Origin of the sequence: Plantactinospora alkalitolerans (genome assembly GCF_015690345.1) — a bacterium.
GTDB classification, from domain to species: domain Bacteria; phylum Actinomycetota; class Actinomycetes; order Mycobacteriales; family Micromonosporaceae; genus Plantactinospora; species Plantactinospora alkalitolerans.
The window spans coordinates 1-16,441 of the sequence record NZ_JADPUN010000412.1; the positions used below are offsets into that span (position 1 = coordinate 1).

At 67.4% G+C, this 16,441-nt stretch carries 16 protein-coding genes; 9 read left to right on the forward strand and 7 right to left on the reverse strand.

Annotated features, from left to right (window positions below; genetic code table 11):
• From I0C86_RS40050 to I0C86_RS40065, 4 genes are all read left to right on the forward strand, one after another.
• Positions 1-713 (forward strand): hypothetical protein (locus tag I0C86_RS40050; protein ID WP_230395594.1); only part of this gene is annotated, 713 nt, incomplete at its 5' end.
• A gap of 22 nt (positions 714-735) precedes the next feature.
• Positions 736-3,111 carry an FHA domain-containing protein gene (locus I0C86_RS40055; RefSeq protein ID WP_196206534.1) on the forward strand — a complete coding sequence of 792 codons (2,376 nt, stop codon included), beginning with the start codon at positions 736-738 and terminating at the stop codon, positions 3,109-3,111.
• Complete coding sequence (locus I0C86_RS40060) at positions 3,108-3,755, forward strand: hypothetical protein (protein WP_323374149.1); 648 nt, start codon at positions 3,108-3,110, stop codon at positions 3,753-3,755. Before I0C86_RS40055 ends, I0C86_RS40060 begins: the two co-directional genes overlap by 4 nt.
• A 56-nt stretch (positions 3,756-3,811) precedes the next feature.
• Positions 3,812-5,038 (forward strand): NHL repeat-containing protein, encoded by a 1,227-nt coding sequence (locus I0C86_RS40065; protein ID WP_196206535.1) that lies wholly within the window; start codon positions 3,812-3,814, stop codon positions 5,036-5,038.
• Positions 5,039-5,073: 35 nt separating this feature from the next.
• On the opposite strand, the gene I0C86_RS40070 is transcribed toward I0C86_RS40065, so the two are convergent.
• Positions 5,074-6,012: a hypothetical protein gene (locus I0C86_RS40070; RefSeq protein WP_196206536.1), complete on the reverse strand. Its 939-nt coding sequence runs from the start codon at positions 6,010-6,012 to the stop codon at positions 5,074-5,076.
• Between the two features lie 164 nt (positions 6,013-6,176).
• On the opposite strand from I0C86_RS40070, the gene I0C86_RS40075 reads away from it, so the two are divergent.
• A complete protein-coding gene (locus I0C86_RS40075) occupies positions 6,177-6,527 on the forward strand; it encodes a type II toxin-antitoxin system RelE/ParE family toxin (RefSeq protein WP_196206537.1) in 351 nt (116 codons plus the stop codon).
• A 3-nt stretch (positions 6,528-6,530) separates the two neighbouring features.
• Positions 6,531-6,830, forward strand: a complete 300-nt coding sequence (locus I0C86_RS40080) for a helix-turn-helix domain-containing protein (protein ID WP_196206538.1) — start codon at positions 6,531-6,533, stop codon at positions 6,828-6,830.
• A 103-nt stretch (positions 6,831-6,933) separates the two neighbouring features.
• Here the strand turns inward: I0C86_RS40080 and I0C86_RS40085 are convergent, their stop codons facing one another.
• Genes I0C86_RS40085 through I0C86_RS40095 form a run of 3 tightly spaced genes read right to left on the reverse strand, consistent with a single transcriptional unit; the run spans position 6,934 to position 13,438 of the window.
• Positions 6,934-8,454, reverse strand: coding sequence for a type I restriction-modification system subunit M (locus tag I0C86_RS40085; RefSeq protein WP_196206539.1), 1,521 nt, complete (start codon positions 8,452-8,454; stop codon positions 6,934-6,936).
• Positions 8,451-9,974 (reverse strand): restriction endonuclease subunit S, encoded by a 1,524-nt coding sequence (locus tag I0C86_RS40090; protein WP_196206540.1) that lies wholly within the window; start codon positions 9,972-9,974, stop codon positions 8,451-8,453. The genes I0C86_RS40085 and I0C86_RS40090 overlap by 4 nt, the downstream gene beginning before the upstream one ends.
• On the reverse strand, positions 9,971-13,438 hold the full coding sequence (locus I0C86_RS40095) for a DEAD/DEAH box helicase family protein (protein ID WP_230395595.1): 3,468 nt from the start codon (positions 13,436-13,438) through the stop codon (positions 9,971-9,973). The genes I0C86_RS40090 and I0C86_RS40095 overlap by 4 nt, the downstream gene beginning before the upstream one ends.
• A 329-nt stretch (positions 13,439-13,767) precedes the next feature.
• Here I0C86_RS40095 and I0C86_RS40100 point away from each other — a divergent pair, with 329 nt between their 5' ends.
• From I0C86_RS40100 to I0C86_RS40110, 3 genes are all read left to right on the forward strand, one after another.
• A complete protein-coding gene (locus tag I0C86_RS40100) occupies positions 13,768-13,923 on the forward strand; it encodes a hypothetical protein (protein WP_196206542.1) in 156 nt (51 codons plus the stop codon).
• A gap of 74 nt (positions 13,924-13,997) precedes the next feature.
• Entirely contained in the window at positions 13,998-14,465 is a 468-nt protein-coding gene (locus tag I0C86_RS40105; protein ID WP_196206543.1) for a cupin domain-containing protein, read from the forward strand.
• A gap of 47 nt (positions 14,466-14,512) precedes the next feature.
• Positions 14,513-14,665: a hypothetical protein gene (locus I0C86_RS40110; RefSeq protein ID WP_196206544.1), complete on the forward strand. Its 153-nt coding sequence runs from the start codon at positions 14,513-14,515 to the stop codon at positions 14,663-14,665.
• Between the two features lie 354 nt (positions 14,666-15,019).
• On the opposite strand, the gene I0C86_RS40115 is transcribed toward I0C86_RS40110, so the two are convergent.
• Genes I0C86_RS40115 through I0C86_RS40125 form a run of 3 tightly spaced genes read right to left on the reverse strand, consistent with a single transcriptional unit; the run spans position 15,020 to position 16,342 of the window.
• Complete coding sequence (locus I0C86_RS40115) at positions 15,020-15,451, reverse strand: hypothetical protein (RefSeq protein ID WP_323374150.1); 432 nt, start codon at positions 15,449-15,451, stop codon at positions 15,020-15,022.
• Positions 15,435-16,085, reverse strand: a complete 651-nt coding sequence (locus I0C86_RS40120) for a hypothetical protein (protein ID WP_196206545.1) — start codon at positions 16,083-16,085, stop codon at positions 15,435-15,437. The genes I0C86_RS40115 and I0C86_RS40120 overlap by 17 nt, the downstream gene beginning before the upstream one ends.
• Positions 16,082-16,342, reverse strand: coding sequence for a hypothetical protein (locus I0C86_RS40125; protein WP_196206546.1), 261 nt, complete (start codon positions 16,340-16,342; stop codon positions 16,082-16,084). The genes I0C86_RS40120 and I0C86_RS40125 overlap by 4 nt, the downstream gene beginning before the upstream one ends.
• Positions 16,343-16,441: the final 99 nt, after the last annotated feature.

Consider the following 16,441-nt stretch of genomic DNA (forward strand, 5'->3'; position numbering starts at 1 on the left):
GCCCGGGACCGTCGGGCTTCCCTGGTCAGCCACGGAAGAAGTCCAAAGTTCCGTTGATCATCGGAATCGTGGCGGCGGTCCTCGTCGCCGTCTGCTGCGTGCCGCCGGTCTGGCGCGCCGTCCAAGACGGCCTGCCCGGCAACCTCGGTGCGAGCCCCACCCCCAGCGTCGACCGCGCCTCCCCGCCACCGGAGGTGACCGCGTTGGAGCCCGTACTGCTGTCGGTGGCCGACGTCGTCTCCGCGATGAAACTCCCAGACCGCGACACCGCCAAGCCCAGCTCCACCAATGACACGCTGCACAAGGGTCTGACCAGGCTTGCGCTCTGTTCGGACGGCAACGTTCGCGGTGATGCGATCGGGGCGCACAGCAGCAACGGCTACTGGGTGACCACCGGCCAGTACCCGTATCTCGGCTCGGCGGTGGCCGGCTTCTACGGCAACGCGGCCGACCCGTACCTCGATGCCGTCCGCAAAGCGGCCGAGCGGTGCGGGTGGCGGCCGTTCACGGTGCCGAAGTTGGGTCAGGAGTCGTACGGCATCACCGTCAGCGGCTCCAACGGGACCTACGCGATGATCTTCGTCCGTTCGGGACAGGTGCTCTTCCAGGTCGCGATCCAGAACGACTACGAAGGCGGCAGGTACCAGAGTGACCTGATCAAGATGGCGACGTCGATGGCCAAGCGGCTGCCGAAGCCCAAGGCGGGCCGGTGACCACGTCGGGGTCGGTGCCGGCGTGAGCACCACCCTGCTGGTCGGGGTCCCCGGCGAGGACCCGGAGCGTCGGATCACGGTGGATGGCGGCCCGCTGCGGATCGGTCGTGATCCGCTCTGCGGGATCGTCCTGGACGACTCCCGGGCGTCACGGGAACACCTGGAACTCAGCTACCGGGCCGGACGGTGGTACCTGCGGGACCTCGCCAGCCGGAACGGCACCTTCGTCAACGGCCAACAGGTGCACGAACTGGAGTTGACGGGCGCCTGCGCGGTGCGGCTCGGCAACGCCGTCGACGGTCCGGTCCTCACCTTCCGCCCGGACGGGCTTCCCGCTCCTCCGCCGACGGTGACCGACTCGAGGCAGCCGGGCCTGTTGACCGAGGTACGACCGAGCAGGTACGAGCCCGCTGCCGAACCACCGTCCGGGGCCCGGTTCGCGCTGGGCCGTACGCCGTCGGCCAGTTACCGGGCCACGGACCGGATCCGGATCGGGCGGGCGCCGGACAACGACATCGTCCTCGACGACCTGCTGGTCTCCCGCTACCACGCCGACCTCGTCCGGGACGGTTCGGGGTTCCGCGTCGTCGACCTGGGTACCCGCAACGGCACCTATGTCAACGGACGGCAGGTAGAGCACGCGGTGCTGTACGCCGACGACCTCCTCTCGTTCGGCCACCACCAGATGGTGTTCGACGGCGCCACGCTGCACGACTACGTCGACGCCGGCCGGGTGTCGCTGCGCGCCGAAGGGCTCTGGGTCATGGTCGGCGCCCGGAACCTGCTCTCGGGGGTCTCGTTCGACCTGGACGAGTGCAGTCTGCTCGCCGTGGTCGGCCCGAGCGGCGCCGGCAAGTCGACCCTGCTGGGGGCGCTGACCGGCAACCGCCCGGCCCAGTCCGGCACCGTGCGCTACCAGGATCGCGACCTCTACGCCGAGTACGCCGACCTGCGGCACCGCATCGGCCTGGTGCCGCAGGACGACATCCTGCACCGGCAGCTCACCGTCCGGCGTGCCCTGCGCTACGCGGCCGGGCTGCGCTTCGGTGCCGACGTGACTCCGGCGGAGCGGGACCAGCGCATCGACGAGGTGCTCGGCCAACTCGCCCTCACCGCGCACGCCGACCAGCGCATCGACACGCTCTCCGGTGGACAGCGCAAGCGCACCTCGGTGGCGCTGGAACTGCTCACCGAGCCCTCGCTGCTCTTCCTCGACGAGCCGACCTCGGGGCTGGATCCGGCGCTGGACCGGGACGTGATGCAGGGCCTGCGCGAGCTGGCCGATCGCGGCCGGACCGTCGTAGTGGTGACACACAGCCCGCTGCACCTGAGCGTGTGCGACCGGGTGCTCGTACTCGCCGCCGGCGGCAAGGTCGCCTACTTCGGCCCGCCGGACAGGCTGCTCGAGTTCTTCGGGGCCGCCGACTACGCCGACGTGTTCACCGCGGTCGCCGCCGAACCGGACGTCTGGGCCGCCCAGTTCGCGGCCACCCGGCCGGCGGCCAAGGCCGCATCGCCGACCGAGCGGCCGGCGACGGTCGCACCGCCGCCGCGCCAGGGCTGGTGGCAGCAGATGGCGATCCTCACCCGTCGCACTGTCGCGGTCACCCTCGCCGACCGGTTGTACGCGGCGCTCTCCCTCGGCCTGCCGGTGGGGCTCGCCGCCCTGCTGCACGTGGTCCCCGGCTCCGACGGTCTCGGGCTGCCCGCCGGAGAGCCCGGACGCAGCACCGAAGCCGCCGAACTGCTGGTCATCCTGGTCATCGGTGCGGTTTTCATCGGGCTGGCCGGCGGCATCCGGGAGTTCGTCGGGGAGGGCGCCATCTACCGCCGGGAACGCGCGGTGGGCATGGCGCCCGGTGCCTACCTGAGTGCGAAGCTGAGCGTGTTCGCCGTACTGAACGCGCTCCAGGCGACGCTGTTCGTCCTGCTCGGCACCATCGGCCGGTCGGGGCCACGCGAGGCGCTCGTCCTGGGTCTGCCGCTGGTCGAGCTGATCGTGGTGATCTGGCTGACCACACTGGCCGCCACCGTGCTGGGCCTGCTGGTCAGTGTCTACGTGTCCACGAGCGAGCAGACGATGCCGGTCCTGGTCGGGCTCGTGATGGCGCAACTCGTGCTCTGCGGCGGGCTCTTCGCCGTGGTCGAGCGTCCCGGCATCGAACAGCTCTCCTGGCTGGCCCCGGCCCGCTGGGGGTACGCCGCCGCAGCGGCGACGGTTGACCTGCGCGGGATAATGCTGAAACCGTCGACAGACGCGCTCTGGACCCACACCATTGGTGCCTGGAGCTGGGCGATGGCCGTCCTGGCCGGCCAGACCATACTTCTGACCGCGGCGGTGCGGTGGGCGCTCCGCCGCCACGAGCCCGCACTGCAGAGCCGGAGGAACCGCAGGTGAGCCGCCGCAAGGAAACTTCCGCCGCAATCGACGCCGCTCTGCGCGACGGCTGGAGCAGCGCGTGCCGGCTGTACGAGCACCTGGTGCGCGGTGGCCAGTTGGTCGCCCTGCCGCCGACCGGGCTACGGCTGGGCCAGGACGAGAAAATTTTCGGCGACACGATGCTCGGCTACGCCCGCTTCTACGGCACCTCCGCGCAGTACCGGGAGAGCAGCAGCTTCTGGTTCGGCTCGACGGGATTCGTGCTCGCCGGCATGGCCAGTGACGCCATCAGCAACGCCAGTGCCCGCAGCCGGGCCCAGGCGATGGCGGCGGCGCAGTGGCGGGACCAGGCGCAGGTACGGATGGTCCTGACCAATCAGCGGCTACTCGGGGACTACCAGGGCAACCTGCTGAGCTTCTGGCACAACGGCGTGCAGGAACTCGCCGCCGATCTCTCCCAGTGGTCGTTCGTGCTCCGCTACCAGGAGGGAAATCCGCTGATGCTGCACGGCCCGGCGGCCCCGTGGTACGCGGTCGCGATCGCCTGGCAGATCTTCGGCCCGGAGGGCATGCGGCTCCCGGCGCTCGCGCCGATAACCGCGGCCGTCGCCCAGCGGACCCGGGCCATCACGGGCGAGATCGTCCCCGACGCCAGGTCGTGATCACGCCAGCGAAGCCCAGCCCGGATGTCCGAGTGCCCGGCCGACACGGTGTCCAGGTGACCGGCCGGCATCGCGTCCGGGGCGTGGCGGTTTGCGCCGTCGTCGTGGCGGTGCTGGTGGCGGGATCACTCGTTTCCTGCGCCCGGTTCGGGGCGTCGTCGGCGTCCGACTGCGCCGAGGACGGGCGGGTCGAACTGCCCGCCGGTCGTAACTCGCTCCGATCACCGCCGGCCGGCCAACCAGCACCGGTGCCGGAGGCGCTCTGGGTGGCCGACGGATCGGGCACGCTGAGGGCAGTCGACGGACGTACCAACCGGGTCACCGCCCGGGTCGGCATCGGTCGGTCGACCGGCCCGCCGATTCTGGTGACCGGTGGCGGGCTGCTCTGGGCGTACCAGAACGACGGCCGGATCGACGTAGTTGATCCGATCCGGGCCCGGGTGACCGCGTCGGCGGTCGTCGTTCCGGCCCGGCCACTCGCCCACAACCTGCTGTACTACGGACACGGCTCGCTGTGGATCGCGCAGCCGGGGCGGCTGTGGCGGGTGAGCCCGGCCGGAAAGGTCTCGGCGATCCCGCTGCCCACCGACTACACGCCGACGATGCTCGCGGCGACCGGACACTGGCTCTGGCTGGCCGGCGGCCGGCGCCTGGTCCGGGTCGACCCGGCGACCGGGGCCATTTCCATAGTGGACGAGCTTCCGGGCAGCACCGGAATCGGGCAGTTGCTGGGTACCCGGAACAGCCTGCTGGCGGTCGGATGGAACCAACCCGAGATCTGGGTGCTGGACCCGGACACCGGGGCCTCGACGTCGTCGATCCGGCTCTCCGACGGTGAACTGGTCGGCGGGATGTACGACGTGGACGGCGCGGTGTGGGCGACAGGCAACTGCGGCAACATCGTACGGGTGGATGAGGGCGCCGAGCCACGGCTTCGCACGGTCCGGATCTCCGACGTCTCGCAGGACTTCCCCGCAGTGGCAGCGGCCGGCTCGTTCTGGGTCGCCGACCTGGTTCGTTCCGAGGTCGTCCGGATCGACCTCCGGACCATGGAGGTGCTCGCCAGGCTACCGGTCGAGGCCACCGACCCGGACGATCCAGCCTTCACGGTTGTCGCGGGTCGGCACAGCGTGTGGCTGCTGGACGGCGATGTCGCCGCCACCCACGTCCTGCGCGTCGATCCGGAGACGAACCGCGTACTCCGGCTTCCCTCACCCGCCGACGTCCCATCCGCCGGCGCGTCGTACGGGACGTCCGCCGTCGTCGCCGCGCCACCGGAATGACCCCGCCGCCGGAATGACCCTGCCGCGTCGCGGTGTCACTCGCCGCCGGGTCTGGGGCGGTCGCCGGGAATGTCGCGGACGGCGGCGTAGAAGCGCCACTGGTCCACCCGGACCGACGGGTTGGTGACCCTGATCCAGGAACCGTCGTCGAACGTGATGGTCATCGGAAAGGACATCATCCGCGTGCCGGTGTGCTGGGCGTCGATCCGGGCGATGTGCCTCAGGTCCATGCTCCACAGGACGCGTGGCTGGCGCCGGTCGGGCTTGCCCTCGTCCGGGCGGCGCCCCATCCGCAGCAGGTGCAGGTGGGTGTCGGTGACCGCGAGCGGTGTGCCGGTGAAGCGGGTCAGGAACAGCAGCATGCCGCCGGCCGTGCTGGCCAGCTCACCGCTGAACGCGTACCGCCACCTGTAGGCGATCTCGGCCAACTGCTCGGCGAGCGGCCGGTACGCGCTGAGCCGGAACATCGCCCGGAACGCCTCCTGCTCCGGGGTCAGTGGCAACGGCTGCCGGCGCTCCCGCTCCACCTCGGGCGGCGGCTGGGGAGCGCTGGGCTCCGTCGTACCCGGCATGGTTTTCTGGCTCGTCAGGCCCGTGACGAGGTCGACCGGAAGCATCACGATCTCGGCGGCGCGGCGTACCGGCCAGATCACCGCCTCGACCCAGAGGACCGGGTTGACGATGTTGAGCAGACCGAACAGGGTACGGGGATCGAGCGCCTCGCCGACGTTCCTGGCCATCTCGTCGGCGAACTGGCGGCCGACCTTGTGCAGCTCGGGCAGCCGGATCGACTCCAGGCCGACGTAGTGGAGCGTCTGGTCGGGCAGCAGCGGCTCGACCAGGGCCCGCTCGGGCTGGTCACCGAATCCCGCCGTGACCTCGTCGCGCCAGCCGCGTGCCTTGTCTCCCAGGGCCTTCGCGCCCTTGACGCCCGTCTCGGTCAGCCGGCCGAGCCGATCCCATGCGCTGGACATATCCCTCCCCCAAGGTTGGCCACCGTCGGGCGCACTGCCACGACTGCGCGGTCGCCCGATCACATTCTGGCTGACCCGATCCGCGCCGGAAGAAGACGTCGCCATGGAGGTGGTCCAGCACCGAACTGCCCATCCGGACCTGCCAGTGGTATAGCATTGTTGCTATGCCCTGGGGTGCGGTGGAGTTGGAACCGGAGGTCGAAAAGTGGTTGGAATGCCTGCCTACCGCACTGTTCGCCAGGGCGGCGTTCTACGTCGATCTGCTCGCGGAGCAAGGGCCCCTGTTGGGTGAGCCCTACACGAAGCAGCTTGATGGGAAGTTACGTGAGTTGCGGTTTTACCTGGAGCGGCAGGCGGTGAGGATCACCTACTGGATCGCATCCGACAGGCGGATCATCCTGCTGACGGTGTTCCACAAGACGCGGATGCGCGACGAGCGGGAGGTTGATCGGGCGCGGCGGGCGTTGGCTCGGTGTGTCGACGAGGTGCACCGCGTCGAAGAGAAGGAGGGCTAGGTCATGGGTGATCGGACGGACTGGTCCGCCATGCGGGACCGACGCATGGCGGAGTCCGGGGCCGCAGAGGCGTACGACGCCGCGCGGCTGGCGTTTGAGCTCGGCCGTGCGGTTCGGGAACTCCGTGAACGCCGGGGTTGGAGTCAGTCCCAGCTAGCGCAGGCATCGGGGATGACCCAGTCGGCAGTCGCCCGGTTCGAGGCCGGGGGGACCGTTCCGACGTTGCCGGTGTTGGAGCGGTTGGCGGCGGCGTTGGACGTCAGCCTCAACGTCAGTTTCAAACCGCGCGACGCCGCGGCTTGAGCCCTCGGGCGGCGTCCATGAGCTGCACGCGCCCGAGTCGCTGACAGCCTCGGTTCAACCAGGAATGTGTTCGGTCGACGGCAGGCTGCTCTTCCGCCTCGGCCTATGCCGGATGCTCTCTCGTAGGGCCGTCGGCCGTCGCCGTCGTACGCGACGACAGCGCCTCGGCGATGGCCGCGAACTCGCGCAGGGCCGCCTCCAGGTCTTCCACGATCTCCTGGGCGATCACCTCGGGCGGCAGGAGCGCGTCGGCGTCTTCGAGGGAGGCGTCCTTGAGCCAGGTGATGTCGAGGTTCACCTTGTCGCGGGCGAGGAGTTCGTCGTACCCGAAGGGCCGGAACCGTTCGGTCTCGACGCGCTCGGCGCGGTCCTTGCCGGGCAGGTAGCAGTCGACGAAATCCTGGAGATGTTCCCGGCGCAGCGGGTTCTGCTTCAGCGTGAAGTGCTGGTTGGTGCGGAAGTCGTACACCCAGAGTTTGCTGGTCCACGCCTCCTCGCGGGCACGCTTGCGTTCGAAGAAGAGCACGTTGGCCTTGACCCCACCGGCGTAGAAGATGCCGGTGGGCAGCCGGAGCAGGGTGTGCAGGTCGTACTGCTTGAGCAGCCGGCGGCGGATCGTCTCACCCGCGCCGCCCTCGAAGAGCACGTTGTCCGGCAGGACGACGGCGGCCCGGCCGTCGATCTCCAGCAGTGAGGCGATGTGCTGGACGAAGTTGAGTTGCTTGTTGGCGGTGGTGGCCCAGAAGTCGGACCGCTCGATCTCGCGTTCCTCACGGCTCGTCCGACCGTCCTCGCCGACCATCCGGATCGAGGAGCTGCGCCCGAACGGCGGGTTGGCGAGCACCAGGCTCGCCCGTTTGCTCGGCACCCGGCCCAGCGCGTCCTGGACCTCGATCAGGGACGGGCCGTTGGGGGTGCCGATGCCGTGCAGCAGCATGTTCATCGCGGCGAGCCGGGCGGTGCCGTCGACCAGTTCCGTACCGGTGATCGCCCCGTGCGCGAGCCGGCGCCGCTGGTCGGGGGTGAGCGCCGCGCCGTGGTGGCGCTGGATGTGTTCGTACGCGGCGAGCAGGAAGCCGCCGGTGCCGCAGGCCGGATCGGTGATCGTGTCGTCCGGGGTGGGCAGCATGCAGTCGACCATGGCGGTGGTCAGCGCGCGTGGCGTGAAGTACTGGCCAGCGCCGGACTTGGCATCCTCGGCGCCCTTGGCCAGCAGCTCCTCGTAGGCGTCGCCCTTGACGTCAACGCCGGCCTGCGACCACTGCTCCTTGTCGATCAGGTCGACGATCAGCCGCTTCAGCTTGGCCGGATCCTGGATCTTGTTCTGGGCCTTCCGGAAGATGGTGCCGAGGGTGCCCTCCTCCCGGGCCAGCCCGGTGAGAATCCGCTTGTACTGCGCCTCCAGCGCCTCCCCGTCGGAGTCGAGCAGCGTCTGCCAACTCAGTTCGTCGGGCACGATCTGTTCCGGCTTGATCGGCCGCTTCGCCCGCTCGTCGGCCATCTTCAGGAACAGCAGGAACGTCAACTGCTCGACGTAGTCGATTGTGGACACGCCGTCGTCGCGTAGGACGTCGCAGTAGTTCCAGAGCTTCTGCACCAGCCGGCGCGAATCCACGTTGCTCACAGCGGCAACTCTCCCTGCTGGTAGTCGCGGCCGATCACCCTGGTCGGCGGCGCCGGCTTGTCTTTCTGCGTACGGGGACCGCGCGGCGCCCGCTGCTTCGGCGGTACGGCGGCACGCTCGGCCCTGATCCGCGCCAACAACTCGGAGGCGGGCTCGTCGTTCGGGTGCTGCGGCATCAACTTCCCGCTGAATGCTCCACTGCTGACCGAAGACCGCAGGTTGCCCACACGGAGGGCAGCGCGGGCGACAGATTGGTTGGCGAGCATGCGTCGGGCGAACAACGCATCAACTTTTTGAGTGATCGCCACCTGTTCGGATATGGGTGGGACTGGAATCGGAAGGGCCCGTAAATCACCCAGATAGAGATGAGGCTGGGCCGAAGAACTCGATGCCGTGGCCATCATGTTTTGCCATGTGTGCGAGTTCAAAACATAGTTCAGATAGGCAGGGCTGAGACGATCTTTGAGGGTTCGAATAGCGGCGATGTTGCGATCGACGCTGAACCGCTGATCGGTGGACACCAACGCCGTTCTCCCAATGGTACCCACACAAGTGACAAGAACATCATTTATCCCAGGAGAGTACCGTCTAGAAGTTTGGAGGTAGCCTTCTTCGGTAAGAAAAGAGCAATTTTCGAAGCTGACACGGAACCCCTTGATGTTCTTCGCCGTGATATGGGGTATTCCGTGGGGAACGCGTTTTGGCGGATTGTGATCACCGTCGATTACGAACTCCGAGAGTTCGTCGAGCGACGCCCATGTCCAACCACGTGGCAGGCTCCAGCTTGGAATGTTCTTCGCCGAGATAGGCGGACGTCGCCGGGGAGGCTCGACCCAATCCGATCGAGCGACCTCCGCCGGCACTATGGCCTCGGAAAGGCAGCCGTCAACGAAGACCTGCGGAAGCTCTCCCCTCGCCGCCGCCTCACACACCGCAGGGACCAATAGTTGACTTCGCAAGATGGCTTGGTCGCTTCCACGCAAGCCTGCCGCAATCAGGGAAAGATATTCCCCGAGGCCAGCGACAATCCGTCTCTGCTCGGCAAGCGGCGGTACCGGCACAGGGAGACCTGCAATGTAAGCGCGAGGCACCCGCCGGAGACCGACGGCCCCGGACATGTGCCGTTCCGCTTCCCTCCGCACCGAACGCTGCAACAAGAAGAGCGCCAGGTACTCTGACTCGATGGCCCCGAACGGCCGCAGGGCAAAAAACTCCGTGCTTCCTAGGCCTCTACCACCAATCAGCCCTCGCGCTACCGCAACCTTGCCGTTTTCCATGCAAGGTGTGACCTTAGCGAATAGGACGTCGCCCTCCTGAAACGCTGTCAGCGAGCGATTCTTCACCTCACCGTAGAGAACCCCCTTGGAGGCATCGATCCGACCGGATTCGGCCTCGACCGACGCCATCGGCACGAGTGAGATCAGATCCTTGTCGTCAGGAACCACGTCAAATCTTCGGGGATTGACATCCACCAGATCAGCGAGAGGGGCGATCGTCCAACCTTCAGGCAGATCAGTCATGCGGAAAGTTCCTGGTTCAGTTCATCGATCAGCGGCTCGGCGCGAGAGCCGAAGGCGTTGGCGAAGCCGTCGACGCCGCCGCGTTCGGTGAAGGGAGCGCCGTCCAGGTCATCGGTAGTGACCTCCACGCTGACCGATATCACGTCTTTGATCCTCTCCAGCCACCACACCTGGTCGGCTGTGAACGTAGCCCCACCCTGTTCCTGCTGGAGCAGCCACCCACGGAAGCGCTCCTCGACCAGCGACCGGTACGGCTTCAACTCCTGATCGATCCCCAATTCATACCTGACCAGCGAGATCAGGTCGGTGACGCCCCGGTGGCCGGGCGTCTCCGCGGTCCGCCCCAGCCGCACGTACGCCTCCCAGAGCGAGTCCGGGGTCCATGCCTGCGGCGGGCGGGCGATTCGGACGGCCAACTCCTTGAGCTGGTCGAACCCGACCCGGCCCTTCCCCTCGTAGAAGACCTGCAGCGCGGTGATCTCGTCGCGGTGCTGGTCCAGGTAGTCGTGCCAGCTTCGTACCGTGACCTGTGCCCGCTCCTCCACCGGGACCCCACGGGCCAGCAGCAGTAGGTCGGCATTGACCTCGTCGATGGTGATGTCGTGCGCCCGGCGGATATCCAGGATCCGGTTCCGCAGGTCCGGTTTGGCTGCCAGCGGGCGTAGCGCGGTCGCCATCAGTCCGCGTACCGCTTCGGGTCCGGCCTCCCGAGCGGAGTTCAACTGCTCGGGGGCGACCGCGTCGACCAGGCCGCGCACGATCTGGGTCAACGGCTGCCCGGCAAGCTCGTTGAGTTCCTCCTTCTCGTCCTCGGTGAGCTGCTGGTTGAGCCGGGACAGCCGGGATGCGAGCGTGGCCACCTCGTTCGGGGTGGCGCTGAGTCGACCAGCCTTGCCGAGCAGTTCCCGGAGCGAGATCTGCTGTTCGGAGTGGCGCTGGAGCGGGACCGCCTCGTCCAGGTCGGCCTCGGTGACCCCCACCGCGTCGACGATGACGAACCGGTCCTTTACCTCGGCGTCCTCGGTGACCGCCTGGAACTCGGCGGGGTCGATCGTCCGGGCACCCCGGCCCTTCATCTGTTCGAAGTAGGTCGCGCTGCGCACCGGTCGCAGGAAGAAGACACACTCCAGCGGCCGTACGTCGGTCCCGGTGGCGATCATGTCGACGGTGACGGCGATCCGCAGTTCGGGGCTGTTCCGGAACGCCTGGATCAGGTCGTCCGGGTTGTTGCCCTCCTTGCGCGAGGCGTACGTGATCTTCTGCGCGAAGTCGTTGCCTTTGGCGAAGACGTCCCGGACCATTTTGACGATCTCCTCGGCGTGGTTGTCGTCCCGCGCGAAGATCAGTGTCTTCGGCACCTTCGACCGCCCCGGGAAGATCTCGGTGAAGAGCTTGTCCCGGAAGGTTTCCAGCACCAGCCGGAGTTGTCCTCGGGAGATGACGGACCGCCCGACCTGGCCACCCTGGTACGCGAAGTCGTCCTCAAGCTCCTGGTAGCGCTCGGCCCTGGTACGCCGGTCACGCAGCGGCACCACCGTGCCGGCCTCGATCCGGTCCCCCGACTCGGTGATCTGGGTCTTGATCCGGTACACGTCGAAGTTGACGTTCACCCCGTCGGCGACTGCCTGCTCGTAGGTGTATTCCGAAACGATGTTCTGCTGGAAGAAGCCCATGGTCTGCTTCACGGGCGTAGCGGTCAGCCCCACCATGAACGCGTCGAAGTACTCCAGCACCGCCCGCCACTTCCCGTAGATCGAGCGGTGACACTCGTCCACCACGATCAGGTCGAACGCCTCCGGCGGGATGTCGGGGTTGTAGGAAACCTCGGCCGGCTCCTCCAACTCGTAGCTGTCGTATGCCTGGTCGTCGAGGTCGGCGTCGGGCAGCTCGCTGCCGCGCAGCGCGCCGTAGAGACGTTGGATCGTGGAGATGACGACCTTGGACGAGTCGAGCATGCCCGCTCCGGCCAGCCGGTCGACGTTGTACAGCTCGGTGAACTTGCGCCCATCGCCCGGCGTCTGAAAGCCGGCGTACTCCCGCAGCGTCTGCTTGCCGAGGTTGTTGCGGTCGACCAGGAACAGAATCCGGTTGGCGCGGGCGTGCTTGAACAACCGGTAGCTGCTGGTCACGGCGGTGAACGTCTTACCCGCGCCGGTCGCCATCTGGATCAACGACCGGGGCCGGTCCTCGGACAGCGACTTTTCCAGCCCCCGGATCGCCTCGATCTGCGCCGGCCGCAGGCCATCGCCGTCGAGCGCCGGCATCCGCCGGAGCCGGGCCCGCAGCGTCGGCATCGTCCGGTCGTCATCCGCCTCCCGCATCCACCGCGCCAGCGTTTCCGGCCGGTGGAAGGCAAAAACTTCCCGGGTACGCGGAAACGGGTCGAGCCCGTTCACGAACGCCGTCTCGGTGCCGGTGGCGAGGTAGCCGAACGGCAGGGGCGCATCCCGCCGCCACGCCGTCATCCGCTGCTCGGCGGTCAGCCCGCCCCGATAGCGGTCGAGCTGGGCTTCCGCGCCCCGCGGTGCCGTACCCTCCCGCTTGGCCTCGATGACGCCGACGAGCTGCCGGTCGACGTAGAGCAGGTAGTCGGCCCGGCCGGTTGTCAGGGTCACCTCCCGGACCGCCACGCCCTGGCCCGCGAACAGGTTGAGCCGGCTTTCGTTCTGTACGACCCATCCGGCCGCCGCCAACTGGCGGTCGATCTCGGCCCGGGTCTGCACTTCGTTGAGCGGCTCCCGGGACGCACGACGGGCGCGGGTGATGAACTCCTCGCGCTTGGCCGCCGAGACCTTCGCCGGCTTCCGGGTGTCGAACTCGCGCTGTGCCTCCTCGGCCTGCGCCTCAAGGGTGGCTACCAGGTCAACGGTGATCTCCCGACTCGCGTCGGCCTCCCGCACCGCGCGCTCGGCGGCGGCGGTCGCGTCGGCCTTCGCGGCGCCCAACGACCTCTTGCCCGCCAGCAGCAGTTTCGTCTCGGCCAACTCCTCCTTGTAGCGGAGAAGCTCGGCGTGCAGCCCGTCCACCGCAATCTTCGGGACCTGCTGCGGTGGTGGACTCGGCGGCACGAACCCGATCGGCGACCGGTCACTGGTCAACGCGCGGTGGAACCACACCCCAAGCTCGAAGCAGGTACGCAGCGAGTCCAGCGCGTCCCGCACCTCGTCCAGGTGATCGTGCACCGCTTTGTTTCCCATGTTCCGCAGCCGGTCGAAGGCGGCGAAGATGTGCGGCACCAGCGCCCCACTGGCGTTGAGCGCCTGCACCTGGTGGTAGAAGCTCCCACTCACCGGCTTCGCCCCGGTACGCCGTACCAGCTCGTGGGCCATCACCTCGCCGAACGCACGGGTCTTGAACATCGACGCCTGGGCGTCCACATAGATCAGTGTTTCGGCCTTCGCCCCGTACCAGAGCAGCAGTGGATGTGCCTTCAGGAAGCCGAAGTTGGCGGACTGCTCTGCCAACTTGCGTATGTATCGAGGATCCATCAGCCCCACTCACTCCGTAGCCGGCGGCGAACAGGCCAGGCTATCGGAGATCGTTAAAGCCCTACAGACCCACGAACGGCCCACCCCTCGGCCTCAGACGGCCGACCAATGCCTGCCCAGAGGCCGAATACCCCCAGGTCAAGCCGCTAAGGAGCGGACAGCACGGGTGGAGGGGTCGCCGAGGCAAGATCCGCCAGGCGCAAGTGCTGTCGAGATGCCGACACTGCCCGCGCCTGCCCGACTGCACGACCACGTCCACCGAGCCGGCTGGGTGGAGATTGCCCACCCCTCTCCGCCTGGCGAGGTTGCCCGCTGACCTACTGGTGATCAGCAACAACGAGTACAACAGCGGCGTGCAGATCCTGGACCCGACCGCACAACGCGACAATCACGGCTTCGTCTCGCACGGCACGATGGGCGCCGTTGAAACGACGATCGGTGAGTTTTTGGAGCTGCCGTAGCACGTGCTGCGGGTACTCGTAACCTGGGCCGCCCAAGATTTGGTCATTGAGGAAGGTTGGTCCAAGATTGGTTCATGATCGAGTCAGAATTCAAGGCTTTGCTGCGTCGTCCCGACGAGGGCGAGTTGATCCGAGTGGCCGGAGTGCAGCACTTATTTCAGCTGACCGCAGCAGATACCGGCGGCCGATTCGCGATGGAGGAGTTCACGCTCGCGCCCGGAGTCATCGGAGCACGTCCGCATGTTCACCACGGCCACGACGAATACTTCTACGTCCTTGAAGGTGAACTCACGTTGCACGACGGCAACGGCGAGGTGAGTGTCGGTCCGGGCCATACTCTCGCTGCGGTACGCGGGGCGCCGCACGGCTACCGCAACGCCAGTACCGCCCCGGTGCGGGGCTTGTGCCTGTACACGCCGGCCGGTTACGAAGACTACTTCCGCGAGGTGCATGCGGCGGTCGGCGCCGGAGTAGAGGCGACCGATACCGTGCTCACCGAGTTCCGCAGCCGCTTCCAGACGACGGCCTGGCCACCCGCTTGATGCACTCACCTCTCAGCAAGACGCCGGAGCAGCCACAACCTGTCGAGGTGTTGGGCAGATCGTGGCCAACCTGGCCGGGCAGACCAGCTCAGCTCAACGAGGCGCTCGAGGCACTGCACGAGTGGGGCGACCAGTACCGCAGCTGGATCGGGTCGCTGGCTGGCGCGCCGGCCGGCGTCGTGCCGATCCCACAGCGCTGATCCCGCCGGTGCGGGCCACCGCGTGGGTTCCGCACCAGGCCGGCGGCCGGAGAATCACGGCTCAGCGAAATTAGCGGGGGGGGTGAGGTCACCATCTCACCACTCTTGATCTTCCCGCTGATCTCGCTAACTATCCGTTGGAATAACGGCTTTTGCGTCGGCATGAGGTGCCTCCGGTCGGTTCGGCATCCGATTGAGGAGGGCACGGCCAGGACGGTGCACTCCGGAATCCTCGTGTCCCGTACCTTGCCCAGACGATCGGGCACCACCTGGTTGCCGTGTCGTGCAGTCAATCGAAGGCGGCATAGCGGCAAGGGGGCGCCGCCGAACCGTCGGAATCGGTCAGGTGCAGTCTCAGTAGCGGTTTGCCACCTTCAGCGCTTCGGCCAGCAGGGCATCGAGGTCCTGTTCGGTGACCTCTGGAGCGCCAAGGACATGTATGACCACCATCCCTTGGATGGCACCTGACATCTCCGATTCAACATCCGATCCCACGCTCGGGTCCAGCGCAGCTCGAACCAGCCTTTCCGCCGCGTTCGCGTCGATCGCCTCAGCAGCTTCCGCCGGAGCCGCAGCCCGCATCTCGGCAACGAACTGGATGATCTCCTCCTGGCTGGCTCCGTCGCCGAATCGCCGGATGACCGCGTAATAGAAGACGGCGCCAAGGAAGGTCGGGAAATCGTCCCAGCCTTCGGCGTCCAACTTCGCCTCTAGACGATCATTTTCCTCGTACTCACCACGCACCATCGTGCGGATGTACTCGACCATCTCAGGTTTGACTGCCACGCGTCTTCCTCTCACGCCGATCCTTGATCTTGATCCAGATGCGCCTGACACCGACAGCCGCAGCGCCAGCCGCGATAACCATCGCGGTGCCAGGATGCTCTACCTGCGGGCGGTCAATCGGAGGCGGCTGTGGAGCTGGCGCATGCGTGCCCGTCGAGCCGGGCTGACTCTTGTAAATCTTGACCAGCTTCTTGAGCCCTTCGGTTGCGACCGCCTCGGCATTTTGGAGGTTTCCCTCCGTCTGGTCAGCCTTCTTGACGTGCCTACGGATGAAGCGGTCGGCGTTGTTGCCCTTGTCCTCCGCCTCCCGCACGAGTTGGTCGCCAGTGGGCAGGCTGTCAGTCGCTCGGTCTCTTGATGGGGCCGACCCCGGCGCTATGACGTTCACATAGGCAGCCAGATGCGACCCCGCCTCGGCCAGCAACCGGGCGACCTTACCGGCCTTCTCACCTGCCGTACGGCTCTCGCCGACAGCTTGGCGGATCCGAGGGTGATCCGTGCCCTGTCCCACCTCGGCGAAGTACGACTGCGCCTGTACGGCGTCCGCCTGCACGCGACCCGCCGCCACCACACTCCTGTCCAGACGCTCGATCACCTCACGGAGTTGGGCAACCACCTCACCCACGCTGCTCATCCCAGCGCCATCAGATACTCGTTGGCCGCTTCGGCGCTGACCTGGAGGCGACGTGCAGTGAGTTCCAGCTCGTGTGCCGCCTCTCGCAGGCACGCCAACGCCTTTTCGACCTCCGCATGCCGGCTGTCATGGACGGTATGCCGGGCTAGGGAGATGGCGTCCGTCGATTCAACGCCGACAGCCTCCGCTGCCCGCCGCGCCTCACTGATGGTCTGGGTACCTCGGCGCACTGTGGTCTTGACATCCCCGACGCTCATCGCGTCCCGATCATCACAGTCGCACCTCGCCCCGGTCCACGTCTGCGTAGTCGCGCAAACACTATCGGACTAAGGATGACCGGACAGCCCTGCCAGATC